This window comes from Pseudomonas sp. NPDC086566, assembly GCF_050280885.1.
In the GTDB taxonomy this organism is placed as follows: Bacteria; Pseudomonadota; Gammaproteobacteria; order Pseudomonadales; family Pseudomonadaceae; genus Aquipseudomonas; species Aquipseudomonas vlassakiae.
The window spans coordinates 123628-150431 of the sequence record NZ_JBNNWD010000006.1 but is presented as its reverse complement, the minus strand read 5'-3'; the positions used below and the strand labels follow the sequence as shown (position 1 = coordinate 150431).

Below are 26804 nucleotides of genomic sequence, written 5' to 3'. Positions count from 1 at the left end.
GGGGCGGCCTGGCAGCCCCCTAGCCCTGGTTTTTGACCCAGTAGCGGAACAACGGCTCCGCCAGAAACAGCACCAGAATCAACCGCACCACCTGCAGCGCCGTCACCAGCGGCACCGACAGTTGCAGGGTTTCGGCCGTCAGGCTCATCTCGGCGATCCCGCCCGGCATCATGCCCAGGGTCAGCGAACGCAGGTCCAGTTCGGCCATCACGCTCAACACCCACGCTGCGCTGCCGGCAATCGCCATGCACAGCGCCGTGGCCAGCAATGTGCGGGCGAGGAAGGAGGGGGCGCGGCGGAAGAACGCACGGTTGAAGTGGCAGGCCAGGCCGCTGCCGATCAGCCACTGGCCGATCTGGCTGGCACCGTTGGGCAAGGCGATCTGCAGGTTGCCCGCCAGGCTTACCGACGCGGCGACCAGCAACGGCCCGAACAGCCACGGGTTGGGCTGGCGCAGGCGCTGCCAGGCAACGCCCACCGCCACGCCCAGTGGCACGATCAGCGCCAGCCAGCCCCAACTGACACTGCCTGCGTGATTCAGCGGCACACCGTCACCCAGCAGGAATTTGAACAGCGCCGGCACGCACAGCACCACGGCCAGCACGCGCAGGCTCTGCGCCGCCGCGACCTGGCTGAGTACCGCGCCATTGCGAGCGCCAAGATTGACCATCTCTCCCGAGCCACCGGGCATGCTGGCGAAGAACGCCGTGGCGCGGTCTTCGCCGGTACGCCGCAGCAGCCATACGCTGATCACGCTGGAAAGCGTGGTAAACAGTGCGCCGAAGACGATCAGCACGAAGTGGCTGGCGACCTGCTCGATCACCGCCGGGGTGAAGTGCAGGCCGATCCCGATACCGATGATGCATTGCCCGCACTTGCGGCCATTGGGGATTTCCGGCAGCTGCCAGGGCGTCAGGCAGCGCACCAGGATGATCGCCAGCAACGCACCGACCATCCACGGCAAAGGCCAGCCGACCTTGCTGGCGGCAAAACCGCCAGCAAGGCCGACCAGCCCGGTTGCGACAAACAGCGGCAGTGAGCGATCAGGCATCCGCCATGGCCCGGCGCTGCAGGCTGCGCTTGCGCCAGATGCGCAGCAGCGGCAACGTCAGCATGCAGACGACCAGCACCCACACCGACATGCTGATCGGGCTCGACCAGAGGATGCCCAGCTCGCCGTTGGAAATCGACAGTGCCCGGCGCAGGTTCTGCTCCATCAGCCCGCCGAGGATGAAGCCGAGCAGGATAGGCGACAGCGGGAAGTCCAGCTTGCGCAGGATGTAGCCCATGATGCCGATGCCGACCATCAGGAACAGGTCGAAGGTGGTGGCATGCACCGCGTACACGCCGATCGCGGTGATGATCGCGATCACCGGCACCAGCGCCCAGTTCGGCACGGCGAGGATGCGGGTGAAGATGCGGATCATCGGGATGTTCAGGATCACCAGCATGATGTTGGCGATGAACAGCGAGGCGATCAGGCCCCAGACGATGTCTGGCTGCTGTTCGAACAGCAGCGGGCCTGGGGTGATGTTGTACAGGGTCAGCGCGCCGATCATCACCGCCGTGGTGCCCGAGCCGGGAACGCCGAGGGTCAGCATTGGCACCAGGGCGCCGCAGCAGGAAGCACCGATGGCGGTTTCCGGGGCAGCCAGGCCGCGGGCGTCGCCTTTGCCGAACGTGCCCTTTTCTCCGGCGATGCGTTTCTCGGTCATGTAGGCCACGGCGCTGGCCAGGGTCGCGCCGGCACCCGGCAGCACCCCCATGATGAAGCCCAACAGGCCGCAACGGATGTTGACCACGAACACCGAGGCCGCTTCCTTGAAGTTGAACAGCATGCGCCCGGTGGCCTTCACTGCCTGGTGGCCATGGTGGGTCTTCTCCAGCAGCAAGAGGATCTCGCTGATGGAGAACAGGCCCAGCACCAGCACCACGAACTGGATGCCGTCGGCCAGGTGCACGCTGTCACCCGTGAAGCGGTACACGCCGCTGTTGGCATCGATGCCGACCGCCGAGAGGAACAGGCCGATCAGCGCGGCGATGAAGGTCTTCAGAGGCTTGTCTCCGGCCATGCCGCCGAGGGCGACGATGGCGAACACCATCAACACGAAGTATTCCGCAGGGCCGAAGGCAATCGCCCATTTCGCCAGCAGCGGGGCGAACAGCACCATGCCGCAGGTGGCGATGAGCGCGCCGATGAACGAACTCCATGCCGACAGCGACAAGGCCACGCCGGCCAGGCCTTGGCGCGCCATCGGGTAGCCATCGAGGGTGGTCATCACGGTCGAGGCTTCGCCCGGGATGTTCAGCAGGATCGAGCTGATCCGGCCGCCGTATTCGCAACCCAGGTACACCGCGGCCAGCAGGATCAGCGCCGACTCCGGTGGCAGGCCCAGGGCAAAGGCGATCGGGATCAGCAGGGCCACGCCGTTGATCGGCCCCAGGCCCGGCAGCAGACCGACCACGGTTCCGATCAGCGTGCCCGACAGGGCGGTGACCAGGTTGTAAGGGGACAGGGCGACGCCGAAGCCCTGGCCCAGGTAGCTCAAGGTATCCATGTGTCAGTTCTCCAGTACGCTCAGCAGGCCGAGGGGCAGGGGTACGTCCATGACGCGATCGAACAGCCAGTAGAGGAACACGCTCATGCCCACCACCACGAGGGTGTTGTTCAACCAGCGGCCGCCATACAGGCGCGCCATGGGGATGCCGACCAGGATCGCGCTGAGGATGAAGCCCAGGGCTTCAAAGGTCGCGGCGAAGATGATCAGCAGGCCGACGCAGGCGGTGATCTTGATCAGGGTTTCGCGGTCGAGCGCCGGCTCGTCGTCCTTGCGCACGATGGGCGTGGGACGGATGGCCAGGTACAGCAAGCCCAGGCTCATCAGGCCGAGCATCAGCAGCGGGTAGGCGCGTGGCCCCACCGGTTCGTAGGAAAACGCGGCCTGGTAGGGCCAGGCCATCACGGCCAGGGCGGCGCACACCGCCAGCAGGACCAGGGCGAAGATGCGTTGCAGGATCATCAGAGAGTCCTCGTTGGACGCGGGCCCTGTGGGAGCGGGTTCACCCGCGAAAGCGTCAGGCGCGAAAACGGAGATGCCTGAGCTGACGCCTTCGCGGGTAAACCCGCTCCCACAGGGAGCGGTGAAAGGTCGTAGGGGCTTACTGGATCAGGCCGAATTCCTTGGCCAGTGCCTTGTACTCAGTCACCTGCTTCTTCACATAGCCGTCCAGCTCCGCGCCGGTCATGGCGAACGGGAACAGCTCGCGCTGGTCACGCAGCTTGGCGAAGTCCTCCGATGCCAGCATCTTGTCGAACGAGTCTTTCCACCAGGCGTAGTCTTCGTCGCTCACCTTCGGCCCCAGATAGAAGCCGCGCACCACCGGCCAGACGATGTCGTAGCCCTGTTCCTTGGCGGTGGGGATGTCTTTCATTTCCGGCTCGTCCAGGCGATGTTCCGAGAACACCGCGAGGATGCGCATGTTGCCGCTCTGGATGTGTGGCATGGAGTCGGATATGTCGGTGGAGCCAACCTGGATGTGCCCACCCAGCAGCGCGGTGGCGATCTCGCCGCCGCCCTCCAGGGCCACGTAGCGCAGGTCGCGCGGGTTGATGCCAGCGGCCTTGGCGATGAGTGCGGTCTGCATCCAGTCCTGGCTGCCGACGGTGCCGCCGGAGCCGATCACCACCTTGCCCGGGTCCGCCTTCAGTGCAGCGACCAGGTCATCGAGGGTCTTGTACGGCGAATCACTCTTCACTGCGATCGCGCCGTAGCTGGTGCCGACCGCGGCCAGCCATTTCACCGCGTTCTCGTCGAAGCGGCCGAACTTGCCCTGGGCCAGGTTCAGCAGCGAACCACTGGACCAGGCCACCAGGGTGCCAGCGTCGGCCGGGCGCTGGGCGACCACGGCGTTGTAGGCGACTGCACCGACACCGCCTGGCATGTAGGTCACGCGCATCGGCTTGCTGAGGATCTTCTCCTCCACCAGGGCGCTCTGCACCAGTTTGCAGGTCAGGTCGAAACCACCGCCGGGCGAAGCCGGGGCGATGCATTCAGGGCGTTTCGGTTCGGCGGCGAGGGCATTGCCGGCCAACAGCAGGCAGCCGGTGGCGAGGACGAGGCGGCGCAGTGAAAAGGTCATCGAATGTCTCCGTGAGCGTTTTTGTTTTGGGTTACCGCAGGGGTTACCAGAGCGCTACGCTGTAGCTCACCAGCAGCCGCACTTCGTCCGCATCGCGAGCGAAGTTGGAGCGGAAGGTGGCGTTGCGCAGGCGCACGGCGACGTTCTTCAACGGGCCGCTTTGTACCACGTACTTCAGTTCGGTGTTGCGCTCCCACTCCTTGCCCTCGCCACCGGCGGCACGGCTGACGTTGTCGCCATTGATGTAGCGGGTCATGAAGGTCAGGCCGGGGACGCCGAGGGCGGCGAAGTTGTAGTCGTAGCGCGCTTGCCACGAGCGTTCGTCGGCGCCGGCGAAGTCGTTGATCTGGACGAAGTTGACCAGGTACGGGTCGGCGCCATCGATGTACGGGAAGGCGCTGTCACCCGACAGCTGCTGCCAGGCGGCGCTGACCTTGTGCCCGCCCAGGCTGTAGCTGAGCATCGTGTTGAACGTGGTGTTGTCGATCCGCCCGGCCTTCGCCGCGCCCGCATCGTCGCTGATCGCCAGGCGCACGTCGGCACCGAAGGTGCCCGGGCCCCAGGGCTGGGTGGCCAGCATGCCGATGAAGTGCTGGCGGTAGATGTCGTCGAGCTGGGCGAAGTGGTAGCTGCCGGTGATGCGGTCGGTAAATTTGTAGTCCAGGCCGGCCAGGTCGAGGTTGTCGGCACTGAAGGTGCCGCCGAAACGGCCATTCTTGTTGTTGAGGGCCAGGTCTTCCCAGTTGGTGTCGTTGCGGTCCTTGGCCTTGTCCAGGCGCCCGCCGGTGAAGGTCAGGCCCTTGATCTCCTGGGAGGTCAGCAGGCCACCTTCGAAGGTTTGCGGCAGGATGCGACCATCATTGGGCTGCAGGGTCGGCAGTTCAGGGATCAGGGTACCGATCTTCAGTTCGGTCTTCGACACTTTCACCTTGCCGGTCAGGCCGAGCTTGGAATACTCGTCGGCGGCCTTGCCGTCATCGTGGGTCGGCAGCAGGCCGGTGCCGGTGCGGTCGGGGCTGGAGTCGAGCTTGATGCCCATCATGCCCAGCGCATCCAGGCCGAAGCCTACGGTGCCATCGGTGTAGCCGGACTCGAAGTTGAGCATGAAGCCCTGGGCCCACTCGTCGCGCCTGGATTGTTGTGCGCTGGTGCCATCGCGGAAGTCGCGGTTGAAGTACATGTTGCGGGTTTCGAAGGTCGCCGTGCTGTCTTCGAAGAAGGCGGCCTGGCTCAACGGGGCGACACCGGCAAGTGCAAGGGCACCGGCGATGGCAGAAGGGCGTGCGGACAGGGAACGGCTAGGCGCGAACGCCTGAGGCTGCGATGACAGCATCGGGATGACTCCGTTTTTTTGTTCTTATTCGTTGCACCTTGCTGGTGCTTTTTTCGGCGCGTGGGGCGACCGTGGTGCGATGCTAGGTAATGAACCTTTCGCTAACCTTTCAGCGAGAAAGGTTTGTTCCGAGGGGCTTCACAGGCTTGCCGACAGCGGTACACTCCGCGCCACCGCCCCACCCGAGCAGGGAGAATCCGATGCGTGTGCTGTTGGTCGAAGACCATCTGCAACTGGCCGAAAGCGTGGCCCAGGCCCTGAAGAGCCAAGGCCTGACCGTGGATGTATTGCACGATGGCGTGGCTGCCGACCTGGCGTTGGCCAGCGAGGAATATGCCGTTGCCGTGCTCGACGTGGGCCTGCCGCGGATGGACGGATTCGAGGTGCTGGCGCGCCTGCGTGGCCGTGGCAAGACTCTGCCGGTGCTGATGCTCACCGCGCGCAGCGATGTGAAGGACCGTGTGCATGGCCTGAACCTTGGCGCCGATGATTACCTGGCCAAGCCGTTCGAACTGACCGAGCTTGAAGCACGGGTCAAAGCGCTGCTCAGGCGCAGTGTGCTGGGCGGCGAACGCCAGCAGCGCTGCGGGCCGCTGGTCTATGACCTGGACACCCGGCGCTTCAGCCTTGGCGAGGACAACCTGACCCTGACCTCGCGCGAGCAGAGCGTGCTGGAGGCTTTGATCGCCCGCCCGGGCCGGGTGATGAGCAAGGAACAGCTGGCCGCCCAGGTATTCGGCCTGGATGAAGAAGCAAGCCCTGATGCCATCGAAATCTACATCCATCGCCTGCGCAAGAAGCTCGACGGCCACTCGGTCGCCATCGTCACCTTCCGTGGCCTGGGTTACCTGCTCGAGCACCGCGATGCGTGACAACGGCAGCCTGCGCGGGCGGTTGCTGGGCAACCTGGCACTGCTGCTGGTGGTGCTGATGCTGGCCAGCGGCCTCAGCGCCTACTGGAACGGTCGTGAAGCAGCCGATACCGCGTATGACCGCACCTTGCTGGCGTCGGCGCGGACCATCGCTGCCGGGCTGTCCCAGCGTGACGGCAGCCTGAGCGCCGATGTGCCCTATGTGGCGCTGGACACTTTCGCCTACGACAGCGCCGGGCGTATCTACTACCAGGTTCTGGACATCAACCAGAAGCTGATTTCCGGTTACGAGCACTTGCCGCCACCGCCGCCCGGCACGCCACGCACCGACGACTATCCGGCGCTGGCGCGCTTCTACGACGCCACCTACCTTGGCCAGGATGTACGAGTGGTCAGCCTGCTGAAGGCGGTGAGCGAGCCGAACATGAACGGCATGGCGGAAATCCGCGTGGCCGAGACCGAAGAGGCGCGGGTGCGCATGGCCCGTGGGTTGATGGCCGACACCCTGCTACGGCTGGGTATGCTGGCGCTGGGCGCGCTGGTCATGGTGGGGTTCGCGGTCAGCGCGGCACTTCGCCCGCTGGAGCGCCTGCGTACGGCGGTAGAGGAGCGTCAGCCGGATGACCTGCGGGCGTTGCCGGTGGTCCAGGTGCAGCGTGAGCTGGGCCCCCTGGTGCGTGCCTTGAACCACTTCACCGAGCGGTTGCGCGGGCAGTTCGAACGCCAGGCACAATTCATTGCCGAGGCTGCCCACGAACTGCGCACGCCGCTGGCGGCACTGAAGGCACGGGTCGAACTGGGGTTGCGTTCGCAACAGCCCGAAGAATGGCGGCAGACCCTGGAGTCGGCTGCACAAGGCACTGATCGCCTGACTCATCTGGCCAATCAGTTACTGTCGCTGGCGCGGGTCGAGAACGGTGCGCGAGCGATTGCCGAAGGCGGTGCCCAGCGCCTGGACTTGAGCCAGCTGGCCCGTGAATTGGGCATGGCCATGGCGCCACTGGCCTACAACCGGGGCGTAGCCTTGGCGCTGGAGGCCGAGGCGCCGGTGTGGTTGAAGGGCGAGCCGACGCTGCTCAACGAACTGCTCAGCAACCTGGTCGACAATGCGCTGGCGCATACCCCGGCGGGCGGCAATGTGATCTTGCGGGTGCTGGCCCCGGCGGTTCTGGAAGTCGAAGACGATGGGCCCGGAATCCCCGAAGATGAGCGCGAGCGGGTGTTTGAGCGGTTCTACCGGCGGGGTGTGCAGGGCAGTGGGCTGGGGTTGGCCATCGTCGGCGAGATCTGCCGGGCGCACCTGGCGCAGATCAGCCTGCATGATGGCGAGAGGGGCGGGTTGAAGGTGCGGGTGAGTTTCATCGCCGACTGATGTGCTGCCTGTGCGGGCCTCTTCGCGGGTAAACCCGCGAAGAGGCCCGCACAGGCAGCATGAAATCAGCGCAACATGCTTCGCGCTTCCAGCAGCTCGGCAACCTCCAGCTCGGTACCAAAGGGAAGCCCCAGGTGGCGATAGGCCGGCAACGCCGCCAACGGCCGGCTGCGCGCGCGCTGGCTCAGGCACTTGGCGATCTGCACCACGTCGATGTAGTCCACCTTGTCGGTGCGCCGGTCCAGGTCCTGGACCTGGCTCGGCAGGTTGACCAACTGCTCGGGAAACTCCCATGAAGAAAGGATCTTGTCGCCCAATACTGGCTGGATCTGCTCGATCACATAGTGCAGGCAGACCGGGTCGGAAATCAGCTCGTTGTGTTCTTCGGCGTAGATCAGCACCGGTAGAGCACCGATCTGGTGGACCAGCCCACCGAGCGTCGCCTGGTCCGGTTTCAGTTGGGTGAAGCGCCGGCAAATTTCGTAGCTGATGCCGGCAACTTCAAGGCTGTTCGACCAAATGTCGCGCAGTTTCTGTTCGACTGCCGGCGAGCGGGCATGGAAGATCTGTTCGATCACCAGGCCGATGGCCAGGTTGCAGCTGTAGTTGATGCCCATGCGGGTGATGGCCGTGTGCAAGTCGGTGACTTCGACCGCGGCACGCAACAGCGGGCTGTTGACCACCTTGATCAGGCGCGCCGACAGGGCGGCGTCACGGCCGATCACCTTGCTCAGGGCGGCAACGCTGATCTCGCTGTCTTCGGCGGCCTCGCGAATGCTCAGGGCTACCTCGGGCAGGGTGGGCAGGACCAGGTCATCATTGTCGATGGCAGCCAGCAACTGCGCTTGAACCATCTCGGCCAGCTTGTTCATGAACGTCTCAACGGCAAGGGTGGTGCACTGTTCAGCGCTGGATTTCCTGATCGCGGTCCAGCACGTACGGCAGGCTCAGGACCTGCAGGCGAGGGCCTTCGAGGCCGCCCAGGTGCAGGTTGTCGTCCTCCACCGACTCGGCGCTGAGCACGGCAAGCAGCTCGCAGCCCTGGCCGGTGCTGGCGGCCAGCACCACCTCGCCCACCGACGAGCCATGGGTCGGTGAGAAGATTTCCGTCCCCGGAACGGGGATATCCTGCTGCTCAAGTGCCAGCCGGTACTGGCGGCGCTTGAGCTTGCCCAGATACTGCATGCGCGCGACGATTTCCTGGCCGGTGTAGCAGCCTTTCTTGAAGCTCACGCCATCAACGGCCTGCAGGTTGATCATCTGCGGGATGAACAACTCACGGGTCGGGCCCATGACCTGGCCGATACCGGCGCGCACCTGCCCTAGCAGCCAGTCGTTGAGGCTGCCTTGCGGCAACGCGGCTGCCAGCTGTTGGCGAACGCTGTCGGCCTGGGCTGCCGGTACCCAAAGTTCGGCACGGTCGGCAGAGACGGAGATAGCGATCAGGCCATCATGGCGAGCGGTGCTACCCGCTGCTGGCGGAAGGTCCAGCCCCAGTGCCTGCAGTGCGGTGCCGCCACTTTGCAAGCCGAAGCGTGCCCAGGCTGCGCTCTCATCAGTGAGCGTGGCCTTTGAAAAGACGGCGTACTTCTTCAGGTCGGCCAGTTGTGGCTCCAGCAACTCGCTGGCCATGGCCAGCAGGTAACCGTTGCCCTCGGGCAGGATGCGGAAGCTGGACTGCATGCGCCCCTTGACCATGCAGCGCGCGCCAAGGCTGGCGTGCTCGAGGCTGAGGTAGTTGATGTTGCAGGTCAGCTGGCCCTGCAGGAACTTGCCGGCGTCGGAGCCGCGGACGGCGAGGATGCCCTCGTGGGACAAGGGGCTGAAGAAAGCGGAATCGGCCATGGGTCATCGCGGTGGCTAAAGACTGGCGGCCATCATAGAACGCCAGTAACAAAATAGGTAGGTGACTAGACCAACGCCCTGTGCCGCTTCGTTCACTGCGCGGTATACTGCGCGACCATTCGAGGAGGGCCCCATGGTCGAACAAACTGAACTCAACCGGCTTTTCTGGCACAGCCGCCGCGGCATGCTGGAACTGGACGTACTGCTGGTGCCATTCACCCAGGAGGTCTACCCGACCCTGAGCGAAGCCGACCGCGAACTTTATGTCCGTCTGTTGGGCTGTGAAGATCAGGACATGTTCGGCTGGTTCATGGAGCGCACCGAGTCGGAAGACCCGGAGCTGCAGCGCATGGTCCGCATCATTCTGGATCGTGTCCAGCCCAAGTGAGTGTTTCCAGTGTCGCTGGCAGGGCTCACGCCTGTTGCTGGCGGCCTATCTGGGTTGCCAGGTGCTGGCGCTGCTGGTCTTGTGGCTGAGCGCGCTGCCCTGGTGGCTTGGCTTTTGTATCCTGGCTGCTTGTATCGCCCACGGTCGCTGGGTGATTCCCCGACGTATCCTGCTGACTCATCCCCGTGCCGTTACCGGTTTGCGCCGCGATGCGTCTGGCTGGCACGTCTTCAGCCGGGCGCTGGGCTGGCAGCCGGTGGGCTTGTGTCGGGACAGCGTGGCGCTGCCGGGGCTGGTGGTGTTGCGGTTCGTCAGGGCAGGGCACTGGCTGGGTGAGAGCCAATGCGTGCCGCGGGATGCCTTGGGCACTGACCTGCACCGACGTTTGCGGGTGAGGCTGAAATTCAGCCGGCGCAGGTTCGACGCCTTTTTCAGGCCGGGCTGAGGATGGTGTCCTTGGCCTCGGGCAGCATCCCCGGGTAATCCAGGGTGTAGTGCAGCCCGCGGCTTTCCTTGCGCTGCATTGCCGAGCGAATCATCAGTTCGGCTACCTGGGCCAGGTTGCGCAGTTCGATCAGGTCGCGGCTGACCTTGTAGTTGCTGTAGAACTCGTCGATCTCGTCGAGTAGCAGGCGAACCCGATGCTCGGCGCGCTGCAGGCGTTTGCTGGTGCGCACGATACCCACGTAGTCCCACATGAAGCGCCGCAGCTCGTCCCAGTTGTGCGCGATGATCACGTCTTCGTCGGAGTCAGTGACTTGGCTGGCATCCCAGCAGGGCAGGGCCCTGGGCATGGCGATCTGATCCAGGTGCGCCTCGATGTCCGCCGCTGCGGCACGGCCATAGACGAAGCACTCCAGCAACGAGTTGCTGGCCATGCGGTTGGCGCCATGCAGGCCGGTGAAGCTGGTTTCGCCGATGGCGTACAGGCCAGGGACATCGGTTTGGCCACGATCATCGACCATGACCCCGCCACAAGTGTAATGGGCCGCCGGCACCACCGGGATCGGCTGGCGGGTGATGTCGATGCCGAAGCCCAGGCAGCGCTCATAGACGGTCGGGAAGTGGCCCTTGATGAAATCGGCCGGCTTGTGGGTGATGTCCAGGTAGACACAGTCGACGCCCAGCCGCTTCATTTCGTGGTCGATGGCACGGGCGACGATATCGCGCGGTGCCAGTTCTTCACGCGGGTCGAAGCGCGGCATGAAACGCTCGCCGTTGGGCAGGCGCAACAGCGCACCTTCGCCACGCAGGGCTTCGGTGATCAGGAAGCTCTTGGCCTGGGGGTGGTACAGGCAGGTCGGGTGGAACTGGTTGAACTCCAGGTTCGCCACCCGACAGCCGGCGCGCCAGGCCATGGCAATGCCATCGCCGCAGGCGCCGTCAGGGTTGCTGGTATAGAGGTAGACCTTGGCTGCGCCCCCCGTGGCAAGCACGGTGAAGCGCGCGCCGAAGGTGTCGACTTCTCCGCTGTTGCGGTTCAGTACGTAAGCTCCCAGGCATCGGTCACCCGCCAGGCCCAGGCGGCGCTCGGTGATCAGGTCGACCGCCACGCGCTGCTCCAGAAGCTCGATGTTCGGGCGCTTGCGGGCTTGCTCCAGCAGCGTGGTGAAAATTGCCGCGCCGGTGGCGTCGGCAGCATGGATGATGCGTCGGTGGCTGTGGCCGCCTTCACGGGTCAAGTGGAATTCGAAACCGCCATCATCAACGCTGTAGTGCTCGTCACGGGTAAACGGTACACCTTGCTCGATCAGCCATTCGATGGCTTCGCGGCTGTGCTCGACGGTAAAGCGCACAGCCTCTTCGTTGCACAGGCCGCCGCCGGCATTGAGCGTATCTTCGACATGCGACTGCACGGTATCGGTGTCGTCGAGTACGGCGGCGACCCCGCCCTGGGCCCAGAAGGTCGAGCCGTTGGCCAGGTCGCCCTTGCTCAGCACGGCAATGCGCAGGTGGCCGGGGAGGTTCAGTGCCAGGCTGAGACCGGCTGCGCCGCTGCCGATCACCAGGACATCATGTTGGAATTGTTGGCTCATGTCGGGACACTAGTAATCTTTGGAAAGGGCGCGGCACAATAGTCACGTGCAGATGGCAATGTGAAACTATCGTGAATACTGGCCGGGGTGCCTTTATAGCAGCCTGCGGTAGCCAATTTCCATGCCACTACGGACGTTGCGTCAATCTTTGTGGGAACTTTCCGACACGGCCGGAAATCCTATGAAGGCTGCCCGCACGCCATAATTTGCCGCGGCGACGCGGGGCGGCAGCTCTATACGGGCTGACACCTGCGTATTCGAATCCTGATTATCGACGCAGCGGGCCGTGACCGTGCCGCGTCTTCCGTGCGAGCCGACCAAGGGCCGCAGGAAACTTGCTTGGAGGGGAGAACTTTTGCGCAAAGCCCGAGTCTATGGTTGCAAGCCTGAACAAAGGCTGTGGCAACGCTCCTTCGAGTTCACTGAGGAGTGTTCATGCTAACCCAGGAAGAGGATCAGCAGCTTGTCGAGCGCGTGCAGCGCGGAGACAGGCGAGCGTTCGATCTGTTGGTGCTGAAGTATCAGCACAAGATTCTAGGGTTGATCGTGCGGTTCGTTCACGACACCCACGAGGCCCAGGATGTGGCGCAGGAAGCCTTTATCAAGGCCTACCGTGCGCTTGGCAATTTCCGCGGTGACAGTGCGTTTTATACCTGGCTGTACCGCATCGCCATCAACACGGCGAAGAACTACCTGGTGTCCCGTGGAAGACGGCCACCAGACAGTGATGTGAGCTCCGAGGATGCGGAGTTTTACGACGGCGATCATGGTCTCAAGGATCTCGAGTCCCCAGAGCGCTCGTTGTTGAGGGATGAAATCGAAGGCACTGTCCATCGCACCATCCAGCAACTGCCCGAAGATTTGCGCACGGCATTGACCCTGCGTGAATTCGACGGATTGAGTTACGAAGACATTGCCAGCGTCATGCAATGTCCGGTGGGTACCGTGCGCTCTCGAATCTTCCGCGCTCGGGAGGCCATAGACAAAGCCCTGCAGCCGTTGTTGCAGGAAACCTGAGACAGCGGCGACAGCCAAGAGAGGAACCGCCATGAGTCGTGAAGCTTTGCAGGAATCGCTGTCCGCGGTTATGGATAACGAAGCGGACGAACTGGAATTACGTCGGGTGTTGAATGCCGTCGACGATTCCGAAACCCGTGCCACCTGGTCGCGTTACCAGGTAGCCCGCGCAGCGATGCACAAGGAGCTGTTGCTGCCTAAGCTGGATATCGCCTCGGCGGTCTCCGCCGCGTTGGCTTATGAAGCCGTGCCGGCCAAGGTCAAGCAGGGCCCGTGGCGCAGCCTTGGCCGCCTGGCCGTCGCTGCCTCGGTCACCGTAGCGGTGCTGGCGGGTGTGCGCATGTACAACCAGGACGAGATCACTGGTGCCGAGCTGGCTGCCCAGCAGCCTGCGCAGCAGGGCCTGAGCATGCCACAAAGTCAGGGCCCGGCTGTTTTGGCAGGCTATAGTGAAAGCAGTGAGCAACCGACCGGGCCGATGGCCAACGGCGTGCTGCAGAACCAGGCCGGCTGGGATCAGCGTCTGCCAGGCTATCTGCGCCAGCATGCGCAGGAATCCGCGCTCAAGGGCACTGAAACCGCATTGCCGTACGCCCGCGCTGCCAGCCTGGAAAACCGCTAAGTAAGGAGGATCATGCGCGCGCTACCTCTCCTGTCGCTGCTGATAGGCAGCTGCATGACGGTGCCAGCGTTGGCAGCCAACTCCTCGCCCGAGGCGAGCGAATGGTTGAACAAGCTGGCACAGGCCGAGCAAAAGCAGAGCTACCAAGGCTCCTTCGTCTACGAACGTAACGGCAGCTTCTCTTCCCACGATATCTGGCATCGCGTTCAGGACGGCAAGGTCAGCGAGCGGCTTCTGCAGCTCGATGGCTCCGCCCAGGAAATCGTGCGCGTGGACGGTAAGGTGCAGTGCGTCAGTGGTGCCTTGGCAAGCGGGGTGGGCAACCCTCCCGATGCTGCGCAGCGCTCGCTCGATCCTCTCAAACTGATGAGCTGGTATGACCTCAGTGTGGCGGGCAAGTCTCGGGTTGCTGACCGTGACGCGGTGATTGTCACGCTGACACCGCGTGACCAGCACCGTTACGCATTCGAACTTCATCTGGACCGCCGTACCGGCTTGCCACTGCGCTCATTGATGCTCAATGACAAAGGGCAGTTGCTCGAGCGCTTCCAGATGACCCGCCTGGACACCGACGACCTGCCTACCGACCAGGAACTGCAAGCCAGCGCTGCGTGCAAGCCTGTCGAGTCAGTGGCCAGTGGCACCCGCGAAGCGATTGCCGGATGGCGCTCCGACTGGCTGCCGCCGGGCTTCGAACTGATCAACAGCACGGTACGCCGCGACGCGGAGCGCAACAGTTCGATCAGCAGCCTGATGTATGACGATGGCCTGGCCCGTTTCTCGGTGTTCCTCGAACCCGTGAAGGATGACGCCGGTGCCGATGTGCGCACCCAGCTTGGCCCGACCTCGGCCGTTTCAAGGCGACTGAACACGCCCAAGGGCAAGGTGCAGGTCACCGTGGTGGGCGAGATACCGCTGGGTACGGCAGAACGTATCGCGCTGTCGATGCGGCCTCAGGATGCCCAGGCGCGCCAGTGACGGCGCGTTTTTGCGGGCCGGATCAAGGGCAATGCAAAGGCGAACGGACACGCGGCTGAAATGAAATTAAAGCATTGTCATTTGCAATCCTTCGGCAAATTTTTTATAGGTCAGGCTTCTAGGAGTCTGGCCTTTGCTGCTTTGTGCAGGGCTATTTCCAACTACCGCTCGTTGTGACGGGAGCCGTATGTCAATACCACGTTTGAAATCCTACCTAACGATGTTCGCCGCCGTGCTGATGCTCGGCCAGGTGCTCAGTGCCCAGGCCGATGAAGCCCTGCCGGACTTCACCACCTTGGTCGAGCAGGCCTCACCGGCCGTGGTCAACATCAGCACCAAGCAGAAACTGCCGGACCGTGTCGCCTCTGGGCAGATGCCGGACCTCGAAGGCCTGCCGCCGATGTTCCGCGAGTTCTTCGAACGCAACATGCCACAGCAGCCGCGTTCGCCGCGCGGTGACCGACAGCGCGAGGCCATGTCGCTGGGCTCGGGCTTCATCATCTCAAGCGATGGTTATGTACTGACCAACAACCATGTGGTCGCCGATGCCGACGAGATCATCGTCCGCCTGTCTGATCGCAGCGAGCTGCAAGCCAAGCTGATCGGCACCGATCCGCGTACCGACGTGGCCCTGCTCAAGGTCGAGGGCAAGAACCTGCCGACCGTCAAGCTGGGTGACTCCGAGAAGCTCAAGGTCGGTGAGTGGGTGCTGGCCATCGGTTCGCCGTTCGGCTTCGACCACTCGGTGACCAAAGGCATCGTCAGCGCCAAGGGCCGGACCCTGCCCAATGACACCTATGTGCCGTTCATCCAGACCGACGTGGCCATCAACCCGGGTAACTCCGGTGGCCCGCTGTTCAACATGAAGGGCGAGGTGGTGGGTATCAACTCGCAGATCTTCACCCGTTCCGGTGGCTTCATGGGCTTGTCATTCGCCATCCCGATCGACGTGGCCCTCGATGTGTCCAATCAGCTGAAGAAAGACGGCAAGGTCAGCCGCGGCTGGCTGGGCGTGGTGATCCAGGAGGTCAACAAGGACCTGGCTGAATCGTTCGGCCTCGACAAGCCGGCCGGCGCGCTGGTGGCGCAGGTGCTGGAAAACGGCCCGGCAGCCAAGGGTGGCCTGCAGGTGGGTGACGTGATCCTGAGCATGAATGGCCAGCCGATCGTCATGTCGGCCGATTTGCCGCACCTGGTCGGCAGCCTGAAGGATGGCGAGAAAGCCAAGCTCGAAATCATCCGCAACGGCAAGCGCCAGACCCTGGACGTCGCCGTCGGCCCGATGCCGGACGACGATGCCGACATCGGTGCCGGTAGCGGTGCTGACGGCAGTGCCGAGCGCAACAGCAACCGCCTGGGTGTGTCCGTGTCGGACCTCACCGCTGAACAGAAGAAGACCCTCGAGCTCAAGGGTGGCGTAGTCATCAAGGAAGTTCAGGACGGCCCGGCGGCGATGATCGGTCTGCGTCCGGGCGATGTGATCAGCCACCTGAACAACCAGGCGGTGGTATCGGCCAAGCAGTTCACTGAAATTGCCAAGGACCTGCCGAAGAACCGTTCGGTGTCGATGCGCGTGCTGCGTCAGGGCCGTGCCAGCTTTATCACCTTCAAACTCGCTGAATAAGCGGGCTCGGGGGCAGGAAAGGGCAGCTTCGGCTGCCCTTTTTCATGAAAGTTCACAATTGCAGGCACGAATGCTGTGTACAGTCCGATAGAGGAATCTCCCATATCCCGGCAGCTTAAGGTACAATTCCCGGCTATTTTTCGGCGGGCGTCCGGCTCGCAGCCTTTTCCGAGTGTTGACCCGTGAGTGATTTGAGTCATATCCGCAATTTCTCCATCATCGCCCACATCGACCATGGCAAGTCGACGCTGGCCGACCGTTTCATTCAAATGTGCGGTGGCCTGTCGGCGCGCGAAATGGAGGCCCAGGTACTGGATTCCATGGACCTGGAGCGCGAGCGCGGTATCACCATCAAGGCCCACAGCGTCACGCTCAACTACAAGGCGCAGGACGGCAAGGTCTACCAGCTGAACTTCATCGACACGCCCGGTCACGTCGACTTCACCTATGAAGTCTCGCGTTCGCTGGCAGCCTGTGAAGGTGCGCTGCTGGTGGTGGACGCCGGCCAGGGCGTCGAAGCCCAGTCTGTGGCCAACTGCTACACCGCCATCGAGCAAGGCCTGGAAGTCATGCCGGTGCTGAACAAGATGGACCTGCCCCAGGCCGATCCGGACCGCGTGAAGGACGAGATCGAGAAGATCATCGGTATCGACGCTACCGACGCCGTGGCCTGCAGCGCCAAGAGCGGCATGGGCGTGGACGAGGTGCTGGAGCGTCTGGTGCAGACCATCCCTGCGCCGGAAGGCGATATCGAAGCGCCACTGCAGGCGCTGATCATCGACTCCTGGTTCGACAACTACCTGGGCGTGGTCTCGCTGGTGCGTGTGCGCCACGGCCGCGTCAAGAAAGGTGACAAGATCCTGGTCAAGTCCACCGGCAAGGTGCACCTGGTCGACAGCGTCGGTGTGTTCACCCCGAAGCACACCCAGACCGCCGACCTGAAGGCCGGTGAAGTAGGCTTCATCATTGCGAGCATCAAGGACATTCACGGTGCGCCGGTGGGTGACACCCTGACCCTGTCCGCGACCCCCGAGGTCGAAGTGCTGCCAGGCTTCAAGAAGATCCAGCCGCAGGTGTATGCCGGTCTGTTCCCGGTCAGCTCCGACGATTTCGAGGACTTCCGCGACGCCCTGCAGAAGCTGACCCTCAACGACTCGTCGCTGCAGTACATGCCGGAAAGCTCCGACGCCCTGGGCTTCGGCTTCCGTTGCGGCTTCCTGGGCATGCTGCACATGGAGATCATCCAGGAGCGCCTGGAGCGCGAATACGACCTGGACCTGATCACCACCGCACCAAGCGTAATCTACGAGCTCGAACTCAAGACCGGCGAAACCATCGTCGTCGACAACCCGTCGAAGCTTCCGGATGTCTCGTCCGTGGCCGATTTCCGCGAGCCGATCGTCACCGCGACCATCCTGGTGCCGCAGGAGCACCTGGGCAACGTCATCACCCTGTGCATCGAGAAGCGTGGCGTGCAGCGCGACATGCAGTTCCTCGGCAGCCAGGTGCAGGTGCGGTACGACATGCCGATGAACGAAGTGGTACTGGACTTCTTCGACCGCCTGAAGTCGACCAGCCGCGGCTATGCTTCGCTGGACTATCATTTCGATCGCTACCAGTCGGCCAACCTGGTCAAGCTGGACGTATTGATCAACGGCGACAAGGTCGATGCCCTGGCATTGATCGTGCACCGCGACAACGCGGCCTACAAAGGCCGTGCGTTGACCGAGAAGATGAAGGAGCTGATCCCTCGGCAGATGTTCGACGTAGCGATCCAGGCTGCCATTGGCGGCCAGATCATTGCGCGGACGACCGTCAAGGCGCTCAGAAAGAACGTACTGGCCAAGTGCTACGGTGGTGACGTCAGCCGTAAGAAGAAACTGCTGGAGAAGCAGAAGGCCGGTAAGAAACGCATGAAGCAGGTGGGTAACGTGGAGATTCCACAGGAAGCCTTCCTCGCCGTGCTCAGGTTGGATAGCTAGGTCCTATGTCGCTAAATTTCCCGCTGTTGCTAGTCATCGCCGTCTTTGTCTGCGGTCTGCTGGGCTTGATCGATCTGCTGTTCCTGGCTCCGCGCCGGCGGGCAGCGATCGCCAACTACCAGGGCAGCGTCACCCAACCAGAAATGGCGGTGGTCGAGCGCCTGAGCAAAGAGCCGCTGCTGGTCGAATACGGCAAGTCGTTCTTCCCGGTGCTGTTCATCGTGCTGGTGCTGCGCTCGTTCCTGGTCGAGCCGTTCCAGATCCCTTCAGGGTCGATGAAGCCGACCCTGGAAGTGGGCGATTTCATCCTGGTGAACAAGTTCTCCTATGGCATCCGCCTGCCGGTGATCGACAAGAAGGTCATCGAAGTGGGTGACCCGCAACGCGGCGATGTAATGGTGTTCCGCTACCCGAGCGACCCGAACGTCAACTACATCAAGCGTGTGGTTGGCCTGCCGGGCGACAAGATCAGCTACACCAGCGACAAACGGCTGTTCGTCAACGGCCAGCCGATTGCCGAGCAGCTAGTCGGTGCCGAGCCGGGTACCCTTGGCAGCGCCGAGCTGTACAAGGAAAAACTGGGCGAAGCCGAGCACCTGATCCGCAAGGAAATGACCCGTTATCGCATGCCGCCAGACCAGCAATGGACCGTGCCGGCCGGCCATTACTTCATGATGGGCGACAACCGCGACAACTCCAACGACAGCCGCTACTGGGATGACCCGAAAATCCCTCAAGCGCTGCACGGCATGGTTCCTGACCGGAACATCGTCGGCAAGGCCTTCGCGGTCTGGATGAGCTGGCCAGAGCCCAAGCTCAGCCACTTGCCCAACCTGTCGCGGGTAGGCCTGATCCATTGATACCCTTCGGCGCTGTCCTGCAGACAGCGCCGAATGCATTTCTGACATAGGCTGTGTTCTCAAGGAACGAGAGATTCGCCGCTCGCCGCGACGGACCACAGCCAAACAGTCTTTCAGGATGTTGATTTGAACAACGCGTTGAACAACCAACGGGTGGCTGCATGAGTGCTTCCCTTGCCCGTCTCGAGCGCAAGCTCGGCTATACCTTCAAGAACCAGGAGCAGATGCTGCTGGCCCTGACTCACCGCAGCTATGCCGGGCGTAACAACGAGCGCCTGGAGTTTCTCGGTGATGCCATTCTCAACTTCGTCGCCGGCGAGGCGCTGTTCGAGCGCTTCCCTCAGGCCCGTGAAGGCCAGCTGTCGCGCCTGCGCGCCCGCCTGGTCAAGGGCGAGACGCTGGCCCGCCTGGCCCGTGGCTTCGACCTGGGTGATTACCTGCGCCTGGGCTCGGGTGAGCTCAAGAGCGGTGGCTTCCGCCGCGAGTCGATCCTGGCTGATGCCCTGGAGGCGCTGATCGGCGCCATCTACCTGGACGCGGACATGCAGACCGCGCGCGAGCGTGTGCTCGCCTGGCTGACCGACGAGTTCGAAGGCCTGACCCTGGTCGACACCAACAAGGACCCGAAAACCCGCCTGCAGGAGTTCCTGCAATCGCGCAGCTGCGAGCTGCCGCGTTACGAGGTGGTCGACATCCAGGGCGAACCGCACTGCCGCACCTTCTTCGTCGAATGCGAAGTGGTGCTGCTGAACAACAAGAGCCGTGGCCAGGGCGTCAGCCGGCGTATCGCCGAGCAGGTCGCCGCCGCTGCTGCATTGATCGCCCTGGGCGTGGAGAATGGCAATGACTGATAACAATCCGACCCGCTGCGGTTACGTGGCCATCGTCGGCCGCCCGAACGTGGGCAAGTCGACCTTGCTGAACCACATCCTCGGCCAGAAGCTGGCGATCACCTCGCGCAAGCCGCAGACCACTCGCCACAACATGCTCGGTATCAAGACCGAGGGTGACGTGCAGGCGATCTACGTCGACACCCCGGGCATGCACAAGGCCAACGACAAGGCCCTGAACCGCTACATGAACCGCAACGCTTCGGCGGCCCTGAAAGACGTCGACGTGGTGATCTTCGTGGTCGACCGCACCAAGTGGACCGACGAGGACCAGCTGGTGCTTGAGCGCGTGCAGTACGTGACCGGCCCACTGATCATCGCTGTCAACAAGACCGACCGCATGGAAGAGAAGGCCGAGTTGATCCCGCACCTGCAGTGGCTGCAGGAACAACTGCCGAACGCCGAAGTGATGCCGATCTCCGCGCAGCAGGGCCACAACCTGGATGCGCTGGAAGCCCAGATCGCCAAGCACCTGCCGGAAAACGATCATTTCTTCCCGGAAGACCAGATCACCGACCGCAGCAGCCGTTTCCTCGCCGCCGAACTGGTGCGCGAGAAGATCATGCGCCAGCTGGGCGCCGAACTGCCGTACCAGATCACCGTGGAAATCGAAGAGTTCAAGCAGCAGAGCCACGTGCTGCACATCCATGCACTGATCCTGGTCGAGCGTGATGGCCAGAAGAAGATCATCATTGGTGACAAGGGCGAGCGCATTAAGCGCATTGGTTCTGAAGCGCGCAAGGACATGGAAGTGTTGTTTGACTCCAAGGTCATGCTCAACCTCTGGGTCAAGGTCAAGGGCGGCTGGTCCGACGACGAACGCGCCCTGCGTTCGCTGGGCTACGGCGACCTGTAACTCCACCTGAGCAATTGGCGACCCTGTGGGAGCGGGTTTATCGAGGCGTCGAACCGCCGCGATAAACCCGCTCCCACAGTCGTTTGTGACAAGTAGAGATCGCACATGGATCAACCTGTCGGCCAGCCGGCCTACGTCCTGCACAGCCGCGCCTACAAGGAAACCAGTGCACTGGTGGACTTGTTCACGCCGCAAGGCCGCGTGCGCGCCGTGCTGCGCCGGGCACGTGGCAAGGGTGGCAGCCTGGTGCGGCCGTTCGTTCCACTGGAGGTGGAGCTGTTCGGCAAAGGTGAGCTGAAGAACGTCAGGCGCCTGGACACCGTCGGTATTGCGGCCTGGCTGCATGGCGATGCGCTGTTCAGCGGCCTCTACCTCAATGAACTGCTGATGCGCCTGCTGCCTGCCGAGGCACCGCAACCCGAACTGTTCGAGCATTACGCCCTGACCCTTCAGGCGTTGGCGGCAGGCAGGTCGCTGGAACCCTTGCTGCGCTCCTTTGAGTGGCGGCTGCTGGAGGACTTGGGCTACGCCTTTTCGCTCAACTACGACGTCAACGACGACCTGATCGAAGCTGACGGCTTGTACCGGCTGCGGGTCGATGCTGGCCTGGAACGGGTGTACCTGGCCCAGCCCGGTCTGTTCAATGGCATCGAGCTACTGGCCCTGGCCCAGGCCGACTGGGATGCGCCAGGCGCCTTGCTGGCGGCCAAGCGCCTGATGCGTCAGGCGCTGGCAGTGCACCTGGGGCCAAAACCGCTGGTCAGCCGGGAACTGTTTCGCAAGCGCTGAGCACGTCGTATGCTGTGTGGCTCAATCCTCAGGAGAGCCTTTCGTGACTCACAGCAACCGCATGCTTCTCGGCGTCAACATCGACCACGTGGCAACCCTGCGCCAGGCCCGCGGTACCCGCTATCCGGACCCGGTCAAGGCTGCGCTGGATGCCGAGGAAGCGGGCGCCGATGGCATTACCGTGCACCTGCGCGAAGACCGTCGGCATATCCAGGAGCGCGACGTGCTGCTGCTCAAGGACGTGCTGCAGACGCGCATGAATTTCGAAATGGGCGTCACTGAAGAGATGATGGCCTTTGCCGAGAAGATCCGCCCGGCGCATATCTGCCTGGTCCCGGAGACCCGTCAGGAACTGACCACCGAGGGTGGCCTGGACGTGGCCGGCCAGGAGGCGCGGATCAAGGCGGCGGTCGAGCGCTTGTCGCGTACCGGTGCCGAAGTGTCGCTGTTCATCGATGCCGACGAGCGGCAGATCGAGGCTTCGCGCCGTGTCGGCGCGCCGGCTATCGAATTGCACACCGGGCGTTATGCCGATGCCGAGACACCGACCGAAGTGGCCGAGGAACTGCAGCGCATTGTCGATGGCGTGGCGTTTGGCGTGGGCCAGGGGCTGATCGTCAATGCCGGCCATGGCCTGCATTACCATAACGTCGAGGCGGTGGCGGCGATCAAGGGCATCAATGAACTGAACATTGGCCATGCGCTGGTTGCGCATGCACTGTTCGTTGGCTTCAAGGCCGCTGTGGCCGAGATGAAGGCGCTGATCGTCGCGGCTTCGCGCTGATTGATCGGCTGCCTGTACCGGCCTCTTCGCGGGGCAAGCCCGCTCCTACAAGGATCGCGTACCTCTGTAGGAGCGGGCTTGCCCCGCGAAAGGGCCGGTTCAGGCAACCTCTTATTCTGCTTGAAACACCAAGGTGAAGCGCGTCGGCCCTGAAAGGTCGCTGTTCACCTCGACCCGCCCCCCATGCAACTGCATGATCGACTTCACGATCGCCAACCCCAATCCCGTCCCGCCCTCCAGCCGTGATCGCCCCGATCCCACGCGATAGAACCGCTCAAACAGCTGCGGCCAGTGTTCTTCGGCAATCCCCGGCCCCTGGTTCTCCACCCACACCCGTACCTCACTGCCTTGCCGCTCGATACCCAGCTTCACTGCCTGTCCTTCAGGCCCATGGCGAATGGCATTGCTCAACAGGTTCGACAGCGCCCGCTGGAACATCAAACGGTCCGCCAGCGCTGTCCCCCAGCCCTGCAAGCGCAGCTCGATGTTCTTGAGTTCGGCACTGAAGGCAAACAGCTCGCTCACCTGCGCTGCCTCGTCCGCCAACGCCAGCGGCTTGAGCGCCACCTGCGCCTGGGGTTGGCTGACCTGGGCGAGGAACAGCATGTCGTTGATGATGCGGTTGAGCCGGGTCAGCTCCTCGATACTGTCTTCCAGCACTTCCCGGTAGTGTTCGCCATTACGTTCACGGGCCAGGGTGACCTGGGCCTTGCCCATCAGGTTGCTCAGCGGGGTGCGCAGCTCGTGGGCCAGGTCATCGGAGAACTGCGAAAGCTGGCGCACACCTTGGTCCAGGCGATCGAGCATGACGTTGATGCTGCGCGCCAGCTCTGCCAGCTCCAGCGGTAACCCGTTCGCGGGCAGGCGGTGTTGCAGGTCTTGGGCGGAGACCTTGCCAGCGATGCGGCGGAAGTGGCGCAGTGGCTGCAAGCCGCGTTGCACCAGCCACCAGGCGCCTGCGCCGATCAGCAGCAGCAGCAGTGGCAGGGCCAGCAGCGTCGAGTGCAGGTAGGCTTGCAGCAGGGCATGATCGTCGGCGCGGTTGAGCGACATCATCACCCGCACCGGGGTGTCGTCGCGCAGGCGCATCTGCCGGGTGACGGTAAGAATCTGATTACCGCTGCTGTCACGCCATTCGTGGTAGGTCAGCCGTGCATCAGTCTGCAATTCGCCCACACGGGACTCAAGCGCAGGGCCGAGGCTGAGCAGGTGCGGGTGGCGCCCCTCGAGGGCCAGGATGCTAAGGCTGAGGTTGTCGTGGCCCATCACCAGGTCGAGCAACGGGTGGGCGCGGCTGCCAAGGTCTTCGCTGCGCAGGTCGACCCGCAGGTTATGTTCGACCTGCAACATCTTGCGCGCGAGGTCCCTGCGGGCGCGGCTGTCCAGTTCGTGGTCGAGGGCGAACACCGCCAGGCAGGCGAGCAGCAGTACCAGCGCGGCGCCCATCAGGGTCACACTCAGGCCCAGGCGCAGGGACAGGCTGGCGTACTTCACACACGGGCCTCCAGTACATAGCCGACGCCGCGCAAGGTGTGGATCAGCTTGTCTTCGAACGGATCGTCGATCTTCGCCCGCAGGCGGCGGATCGAAACCTCGACGACATTGGTATCGCAGTCGAAATTCATGTCCCACACCAGCGAGATGATCCGCGTGCGCGACAACACCTCGCCGCTCTGGCGCATCAGCAGGTGGAGCAGGGCGAATTCCTTGGCGGTCAGGTCGATGCGTTTGCCGGCGCGGTAGGCGCGGTGGCGGCCAGGGTCCAGCTCAAGGTCGGCGACGCGCAGTGTGCTCGGTTGCAGCTGTTGATCGTTACGCCGCAGCAGGCTGCGGATGCGCGCCAGCAACTCGGGGAATTCGAACGGTTTGAGCAAGTAGTCATCTGCGCCCAGATCCAGGCCTTTGACCCGGTCCGACAGGCGGCCATGGGCCGTCAGCATCATGATCCGCGTGGCCGATTCGGCGCGCAGACGCTGCAGCACTGTCCAGCCATCGAGTTCGGGCAGGTTGACATCGAGAATGATCAGCTCATAAGGCTGCTGGCGCGCCAGGTGCAGGCCGTCGGTGCCCGTGTGGGCGCAGTCGACCACGTAGCCGTTTTCACGCAGGCCTTGTTGCAGGTAGTCGGCGGTACGCAGTTCGTCCTCGATGATCAGCAGGCGCATGGGGGGCTCGGTATGGCTGGAAAAGGGCAGGATTCTCAAGCCTGAAGGGGCTTCAGGGTCAAGCCGCAGGATGTTACGGCATGCAAATGGCCCATCGGCGTAAATAACCGATTTGTAATCCTGCTGTTATCTGCCTGTCTGCCAAGGCCACATTGCAAGACTGTAATGCCCGCCTCACCTTGCCGTTAGCTGCCCGAGGATACGATTGCCCTGTCTGATCGCTTATCAACGAGGCAAGCATGATGAACCTGACCCGATACCTGTTGCTGGCGACCTTCGCCCTGGGCACTGCCAGCGCCTACGCCGAAGGCGGCGGTGAACGTTCCAGGCAGTTCTGGCAAGCGTTCCGCCAGGACCAGGAGCGCCTGCACGGCGACACGCAACAGGCCATCGCCGAACGCGAGCGCAAGGCGCAGGAGAAGGCCCGCGAGGTGGCCAAGGACTGAGGCAACGGCAGCTGTGCCGGCACTGCTCCCCGGCACAGGTGTGATTCGGGCGTCCACATGGACGCCTTTTTTATTTGCGCGCCAGCAGGGTGGCGCGGCGCGGGGCGGGCAGGCCTTCGATGGTCTTGCTGTGGTCATTGGGGTCGAGGAAATCGCCCAGCGACTGGTAGCGCATCCATTCGGTGCTGCGCTGCTCCTCGATGCTGGTAACGCTCACGTCCACGCAGCGCACCTCGCTGAATCCGGCGCGGCGCAACCAGCGCTCCAAGGCCGGTACCGATGGCAGGTACCAGACATTGCGCATCTGCGCGTAACGGTCTTCGGGCATCAGTACCTGGTTTTCGTCGCCCTCGATCACCAGGGTTTCCAGCACCAGCTCGCCGCCTTTGACCAGGCAGTCCTTGAGCGCCAGCAGGTGTTCGATGGGCGAGCGGCGGTGGTAGAACACGCCCATGGAGAATACGGTGTCGAAGCCTTCGAGGTTGGCCGGCAGCTCTTCGAGGGCGAATGGCAGATGCCAGGCGGGCAGGTCGGGCAGGTATTGCTGCACGGCCTGGAACTGGCAGAAGAACAGCCAATTGGGGTCGACGCCGATGACCATGTCGGCACCCGCACCGAGCATGCGCCACTGGTAGTAGCCGTTGCCGCAGCCAACGTCGAGCACGCGCTTGCCTTTGAGGTCGAGGTGCGGGCCGACCCGCGACCACTTCCAGTCCGAGCGCCACTCGGTGTCGACATGCACGCCGAACAGGTCGAACGGCCCCTTGCGCCAGGGCGACAGGCCCATCAGCGCCTGGCGCATCTGCGCACGGGTGGCGTCATCGCACTCGCAATCCAGGCGCAGGCCGTCAGTCAGGTCGATTTCACTGGGCGTCAGGGCCGGCAGCGCATCCAGCGCGCCACGCCAGCGGTCGAGGTCGCCGTGGCCTTTTTCCAGCTTGGCTTGCAGTTGTGCTTGCAGGCCCTGGGACCAGGAAGCCAGGGGCGTACCCGCCAGACGGCGGACGAGGGGGGACAGATCGATCATGGCAGGGCTATCAGCGAGGCAAAATTGAGGCATTGGAACCACGGCACCACCTTGGTGAAGCCGGCCGCGTGCAGGCGTTCCTGATGGGCTTGCAGGGTGTCGGGCTTCATCACGTTCTCGATGGCGCTGCGCTTCTGGGCGATTTCCAGTTCGCTGTAGCCATTGGCCCGCTTGAAGTCCAGGTGCAATTCGTTGAGCAGGGTCTGCTCTTCGTCATCGGCGAAGCGCAGTTTCTCCGAGAGGATCAGCGCACCGCCGGGCAGCAGCGCCTGGCGGATCCGGCTGAGCAGCGCCAGGCGTTGTTCAGGTGCGATGAACTGCAGGGTGAAGTTCATGGCCACCACCGAAGCCGGTTCGAAGGGCAGGGTGAGGATATCGGCTTCCAGCACGTCGACCGGCAGCAGCTCCTGGAACATCGAGTCCTGGGCGGTGAGGTACTGGCGGCAACGTTCGACCATGGCGGCGGAATTGTCCACCGCGATCACCCGGCAGCCGTCGCTGCGCACATGGCGGCGCAGCGACTGGCTGACGGCACCCAGCGATGCGCCCAGGTCGTACAGTGCAGTGTTCGGCTGGGCGAAGCGCGCGGCCAGCACGCCGAGGTTTTCGACAATGGTCGGGTAACCGGGCACCGAGCGCTTGATCATGTCCGGGAACACGCGCACCACGTCTTCGTTGAATACGAAGTCGGGGACTTGCTCCAGGGGTTGGGCGAAAAGGCGGTCGGGTTGTTTGCTCACGGTGAATCCAGGCGGCTGGCGATATGCAGGGCCGGCAT

27 protein-coding genes are annotated in these 26804 nt (G+C 63.4%); 15 read left to right on the top strand and 12 right to left on the bottom strand.

Features of this window, described 5'->3' with window-relative positions:
- Positions 1–19: 19 nt before the first annotated feature.
- The 5 genes from ACQKPS_RS15525 to ACQKPS_RS15505 form a co-directional block, all read right to left on the bottom strand.
- On the bottom strand, positions 20–1051 hold the full coding sequence (locus ACQKPS_RS15525; protein ID WP_427604751.1) for an AbrB family transcriptional regulator: 1032 nt from the start codon (positions 1049–1051) through the stop codon (positions 20–22).
- Positions 1044–2558: a tripartite tricarboxylate transporter permease gene (locus ACQKPS_RS15520; RefSeq protein ID WP_254481228.1), complete on the bottom strand. Its 1515-nt coding sequence runs from the start codon at positions 2556–2558 to the stop codon at positions 1044–1046. The genes ACQKPS_RS15525 and ACQKPS_RS15520 overlap by 8 nt, the downstream gene beginning before the upstream one ends.
- 3 nt (positions 2559–2561) lie before the next feature.
- Positions 2562–3020: a tripartite tricarboxylate transporter TctB family protein gene (locus ACQKPS_RS15515; RefSeq protein WP_254481227.1), complete on the bottom strand. Its 459-nt coding sequence runs from the start codon at positions 3018–3020 to the stop codon at positions 2562–2564.
- A 139-nt stretch (positions 3021–3159) separates the two neighbouring features.
- Positions 3160–4140, bottom strand: coding sequence for a Bug family tripartite tricarboxylate transporter substrate binding protein (locus tag ACQKPS_RS15510; RefSeq protein ID WP_283723755.1), 981 nt, complete (start codon positions 4138–4140; stop codon positions 3160–3162).
- 43 nt (positions 4141–4183) lie between these two features.
- Complete coding sequence (locus tag ACQKPS_RS15505) at positions 4184–5473, bottom strand: OprD family porin (RefSeq protein ID WP_427604749.1); 1290 nt, start codon at positions 5471–5473, stop codon at positions 4184–4186.
- A 200-nt stretch (positions 5474–5673) separates the two neighbouring features.
- On the opposite strand from ACQKPS_RS15505, the gene ACQKPS_RS15500 reads away from it, so the two are divergent.
- A complete protein-coding gene (locus ACQKPS_RS15500) occupies positions 5674–6345 on the top strand; it encodes a response regulator (protein WP_054885013.1) in 672 nt (223 codons plus the stop codon).
- The gene (locus ACQKPS_RS15495) at positions 6338–7717 is read left to right on the top strand and encodes a sensor histidine kinase (RefSeq protein ID WP_427604747.1); all 1380 of its coding nucleotides are present in this window, start codon (positions 6338–6340) and stop codon (positions 7715–7717) included. The genes ACQKPS_RS15500 and ACQKPS_RS15495 overlap by 8 nt, the downstream gene beginning before the upstream one ends.
- 65 nt (positions 7718–7782) lie before the next feature.
- Here the strand turns inward: ACQKPS_RS15495 and ACQKPS_RS15490 are convergent, their stop codons facing one another.
- Entirely contained in the window at positions 7783–8589 is an 807-nt protein-coding gene (locus ACQKPS_RS15490; protein ID WP_254481224.1) for an HDOD domain-containing protein, read from the bottom strand.
- Positions 8590–8620: 31 nt separating this feature from the next.
- Complete coding sequence (locus tag ACQKPS_RS15485; protein WP_427604745.1) at positions 8621–9562, bottom strand: YgfZ/GcvT domain-containing protein; 942 nt, start codon at positions 9560–9562, stop codon at positions 8621–8623.
- A 133-nt stretch (positions 9563–9695) separates the two neighbouring features.
- Here ACQKPS_RS15485 and ACQKPS_RS15480 point away from each other — a divergent pair, with 133 nt between their 5' ends.
- Both ACQKPS_RS15480 and ACQKPS_RS15475 read left to right on the top strand, forming a co-directional pair.
- Positions 9696–9950 (top strand): succinate dehydrogenase assembly factor 2, encoded by a 255-nt coding sequence (locus ACQKPS_RS15480; protein WP_427604743.1) that lies wholly within the window; start codon positions 9696–9698, stop codon positions 9948–9950.
- The gene (locus tag ACQKPS_RS15475) at positions 9934–10395 is read left to right on the top strand and encodes a protein YgfX (protein WP_254481222.1); all 462 of its coding nucleotides are present in this window, start codon (positions 9934–9936) and stop codon (positions 10393–10395) included. Before ACQKPS_RS15480 ends, ACQKPS_RS15475 begins: the two co-directional genes overlap by 17 nt.
- On the opposite strand, the gene nadB is transcribed toward ACQKPS_RS15475, so the two are convergent.
- Positions 10382–11986, bottom strand: coding sequence for an L-aspartate oxidase (gene nadB, locus ACQKPS_RS15470; RefSeq protein ID WP_427604740.1), 1605 nt, complete (start codon positions 11984–11986; stop codon positions 10382–10384). The two genes, ACQKPS_RS15475 and nadB, sit on opposite strands and share 14 nt — an antisense overlap.
- A 435-nt stretch (positions 11987–12421) precedes the next feature.
- Here nadB and rpoE point away from each other — a divergent pair, with 435 nt between their 5' ends.
- From rpoE to pdxJ, 10 genes are all read left to right on the top strand, one after another.
- Complete coding sequence (gene rpoE / locus ACQKPS_RS15465) at positions 12422–13003, top strand: RNA polymerase sigma factor RpoE (protein WP_003252049.1); 582 nt, start codon at positions 12422–12424, stop codon at positions 13001–13003.
- A 31-nt stretch (positions 13004–13034) separates the two neighbouring features.
- Positions 13035–13625: a sigma-E factor negative regulatory protein gene (locus ACQKPS_RS15460; protein ID WP_427604738.1), complete on the top strand. Its 591-nt coding sequence runs from the start codon at positions 13035–13037 to the stop codon at positions 13623–13625.
- A 12-nt stretch (positions 13626–13637) separates the two neighbouring features.
- Positions 13638–14603 (top strand): MucB/RseB C-terminal domain-containing protein, encoded by a 966-nt coding sequence (locus ACQKPS_RS15455; protein WP_254481220.1) that lies wholly within the window; start codon positions 13638–13640, stop codon positions 14601–14603.
- Between the two features lie 187 nt (positions 14604–14790).
- The gene (locus ACQKPS_RS15450) at positions 14791–16227 is read left to right on the top strand and encodes a DegQ family serine endoprotease (RefSeq protein ID WP_254481219.1); all 1437 of its coding nucleotides are present in this window, start codon (positions 14791–14793) and stop codon (positions 16225–16227) included.
- A gap of 182 nt (positions 16228–16409) precedes the next feature.
- Positions 16410–18209, top strand: a complete 1800-nt coding sequence (lepA, locus tag ACQKPS_RS15445; protein ID WP_176505995.1) for a translation elongation factor 4 — start codon at positions 16410–16412, stop codon at positions 18207–18209.
- A gap of 5 nt (positions 18210–18214) precedes the next feature.
- Positions 18215–19069 carry a signal peptidase I gene (lepB, locus tag ACQKPS_RS15440; RefSeq protein ID WP_152954572.1) on the top strand — a complete coding sequence of 285 codons (855 nt, stop codon included), beginning with the start codon at positions 18215–18217 and terminating at the stop codon, positions 19067–19069.
- A 161-nt stretch (positions 19070–19230) separates the two neighbouring features.
- Positions 19231–19920 (top strand): ribonuclease III, encoded by a 690-nt coding sequence (gene rnc / locus ACQKPS_RS15435; protein WP_027917873.1) that lies wholly within the window; start codon positions 19231–19233, stop codon positions 19918–19920.
- Positions 19913–20815 (top strand): GTPase Era, encoded by a 903-nt coding sequence (gene era / locus ACQKPS_RS15430; protein ID WP_427604735.1) that lies wholly within the window; start codon positions 19913–19915, stop codon positions 20813–20815. The genes rnc and era overlap by 8 nt, the downstream gene beginning before the upstream one ends.
- Before the next feature lie 105 nt (positions 20816–20920).
- The gene (recO, locus tag ACQKPS_RS15425; RefSeq protein ID WP_427604733.1) at positions 20921–21604 is read left to right on the top strand and encodes a DNA repair protein RecO; all 684 of its coding nucleotides are present in this window, start codon (positions 20921–20923) and stop codon (positions 21602–21604) included.
- A 61-nt stretch (positions 21605–21665) separates the two neighbouring features.
- On the top strand, positions 21666–22388 hold the full coding sequence (gene pdxJ / locus ACQKPS_RS15420; RefSeq protein ID WP_409519884.1) for a pyridoxine 5'-phosphate synthase: 723 nt from the start codon (positions 21666–21668) through the stop codon (positions 22386–22388).
- Positions 22389–22499: 111 nt separating this feature from the next.
- Here the strand turns inward: pdxJ and ACQKPS_RS15415 are convergent, their stop codons facing one another.
- A complete protein-coding gene (locus ACQKPS_RS15415) occupies positions 22500–23882 on the bottom strand; it encodes a heavy metal sensor histidine kinase (RefSeq protein WP_427604731.1) in 1383 nt (460 codons plus the stop codon).
- Entirely contained in the window at positions 23879–24553 is a 675-nt protein-coding gene (locus tag ACQKPS_RS15410; RefSeq protein ID WP_427604729.1) for a heavy metal response regulator transcription factor, read from the bottom strand. Before ACQKPS_RS15410 ends, ACQKPS_RS15415 begins: the two co-directional genes overlap by 4 nt.
- A gap of 242 nt (positions 24554–24795) precedes the next feature.
- Between ACQKPS_RS15410 and ACQKPS_RS15405 the strand changes: the two genes are divergently transcribed.
- Positions 24796–24999 carry a hypothetical protein gene (locus ACQKPS_RS15405; RefSeq protein WP_313202605.1) on the top strand — a complete coding sequence of 68 codons (204 nt, stop codon included), beginning with the start codon at positions 24796–24798 and terminating at the stop codon, positions 24997–24999.
- 70 nt (positions 25000–25069) lie between these two features.
- Here the strand turns inward: ACQKPS_RS15405 and cmoB are convergent, their stop codons facing one another.
- Positions 25070–26026 (bottom strand): tRNA 5-methoxyuridine(34)/uridine 5-oxyacetic acid(34) synthase CmoB, encoded by a 957-nt coding sequence (cmoB, locus tag ACQKPS_RS15400; protein ID WP_254481214.1) that lies wholly within the window; start codon positions 26024–26026, stop codon positions 25070–25072.
- Positions 26023–26766: a carboxy-S-adenosyl-L-methionine synthase CmoA gene (cmoA, locus tag ACQKPS_RS15395; protein ID WP_313202592.1), complete on the bottom strand. Its 744-nt coding sequence runs from the start codon at positions 26764–26766 to the stop codon at positions 26023–26025. The genes cmoB and cmoA overlap by 4 nt, the downstream gene beginning before the upstream one ends.
- Positions 26767–26804: the final 38 nt, after the last annotated feature.

Excerpts from the sequence above, each read along its gene's own strand:
- recO (WP_427604733.1), top strand. The coding sequence starts at position 20,921 with ATGGATCAACCTGTCGGCCAGCCGGCCTACGTCCTGCACAGCCGCGCC.
- ACQKPS_RS15520 (WP_254481228.1), bottom strand. The coding sequence starts at position 2,558 with ATGGATACCTTGAGCTACCTGGGCCAGGGCTTCGGCGTCGCCCTGTCC.
- ACQKPS_RS15495 (WP_427604747.1), top strand. The coding sequence starts at position 6,338 with ATGCGTGACAACGGCAGCCTGCGCGGGCGGTTGCTGGGCAACCTGGCA.
- ACQKPS_RS15510 (WP_283723755.1), bottom strand. The coding sequence starts at position 4,140 with ATGACCTTTTCACTGCGCCGCCTCGTCCTCGCCACCGGCTGCCTGCTG.
- ACQKPS_RS15450 (WP_254481219.1), top strand. The coding sequence starts at position 14,791 with ATGTCAATACCACGTTTGAAATCCTACCTAACGATGTTCGCCGCCGTG.
- lepB (WP_152954572.1), top strand. The coding sequence starts at position 18,215 with ATGTCGCTAAATTTCCCGCTGTTGCTAGTCATCGCCGTCTTTGTCTGC.
- ACQKPS_RS15410 (WP_427604729.1), bottom strand. The coding sequence starts at position 24,553 with ATGCGCCTGCTGATCATCGAGGACGAACTGCGTACCGCCGACTACCTG.
- ACQKPS_RS15405 (WP_313202605.1), top strand. The coding sequence starts at position 24,796 with ATGAACCTGACCCGATACCTGTTGCTGGCGACCTTCGCCCTGGGCACT.
- ACQKPS_RS15525 (WP_427604751.1), bottom strand. The coding sequence starts at position 1,051 with ATGCCTGATCGCTCACTGCCGCTGTTTGTCGCAACCGGGCTGGTCGGC.
- pdxJ (WP_409519884.1), top strand. The coding sequence starts at position 21,666 with ATGCTTCTCGGCGTCAACATCGACCACGTGGCAACCCTGCGCCAGGCC.
- cmoB (WP_254481214.1), bottom strand. The coding sequence starts at position 26,026 with ATGATCGATCTGTCCCCCCTCGTCCGCCGTCTGGCGGGTACGCCCCTG.
- rnc (WP_027917873.1), top strand. The coding sequence starts at position 19,231 with ATGAGTGCTTCCCTTGCCCGTCTCGAGCGCAAGCTCGGCTATACCTTC.
- ACQKPS_RS15485 (WP_427604745.1), bottom strand. The coding sequence starts at position 9,562 with ATGGCCGATTCCGCTTTCTTCAGCCCCTTGTCCCACGAGGGCATCCTC.
- ACQKPS_RS15480 (WP_427604743.1), top strand. The coding sequence starts at position 9,696 with ATGGTCGAACAAACTGAACTCAACCGGCTTTTCTGGCACAGCCGCCGC.
- ACQKPS_RS15455 (WP_254481220.1), top strand. The coding sequence starts at position 13,638 with ATGCGCGCGCTACCTCTCCTGTCGCTGCTGATAGGCAGCTGCATGACG.
- ACQKPS_RS15505 (WP_427604749.1), bottom strand. The coding sequence starts at position 5,473 with ATGCTGTCATCGCAGCCTCAGGCGTTCGCGCCTAGCCGTTCCCTGTCC.
- ACQKPS_RS15515 (WP_254481227.1), bottom strand. The coding sequence starts at position 3,020 with ATGATCCTGCAACGCATCTTCGCCCTGGTCCTGCTGGCGGTGTGCGCC.
- ACQKPS_RS15500 (WP_054885013.1), top strand. The coding sequence starts at position 5,674 with ATGCGTGTGCTGTTGGTCGAAGACCATCTGCAACTGGCCGAAAGCGTG.
- era (WP_427604735.1), top strand. The coding sequence starts at position 19,913 with ATGACTGATAACAATCCGACCCGCTGCGGTTACGTGGCCATCGTCGGC.
- ACQKPS_RS15490 (WP_254481224.1), bottom strand. The coding sequence starts at position 8,589 with ATGAACAAGCTGGCCGAGATGGTTCAAGCGCAGTTGCTGGCTGCCATC.
- nadB (WP_427604740.1), bottom strand. The coding sequence starts at position 11,986 with ATGAGCCAACAATTCCAACATGATGTCCTGGTGATCGGCAGCGGCGCA.
- rpoE (WP_003252049.1), top strand. The coding sequence starts at position 12,422 with ATGCTAACCCAGGAAGAGGATCAGCAGCTTGTCGAGCGCGTGCAGCGC.
- ACQKPS_RS15460 (WP_427604738.1), top strand. The coding sequence starts at position 13,035 with ATGAGTCGTGAAGCTTTGCAGGAATCGCTGTCCGCGGTTATGGATAAC.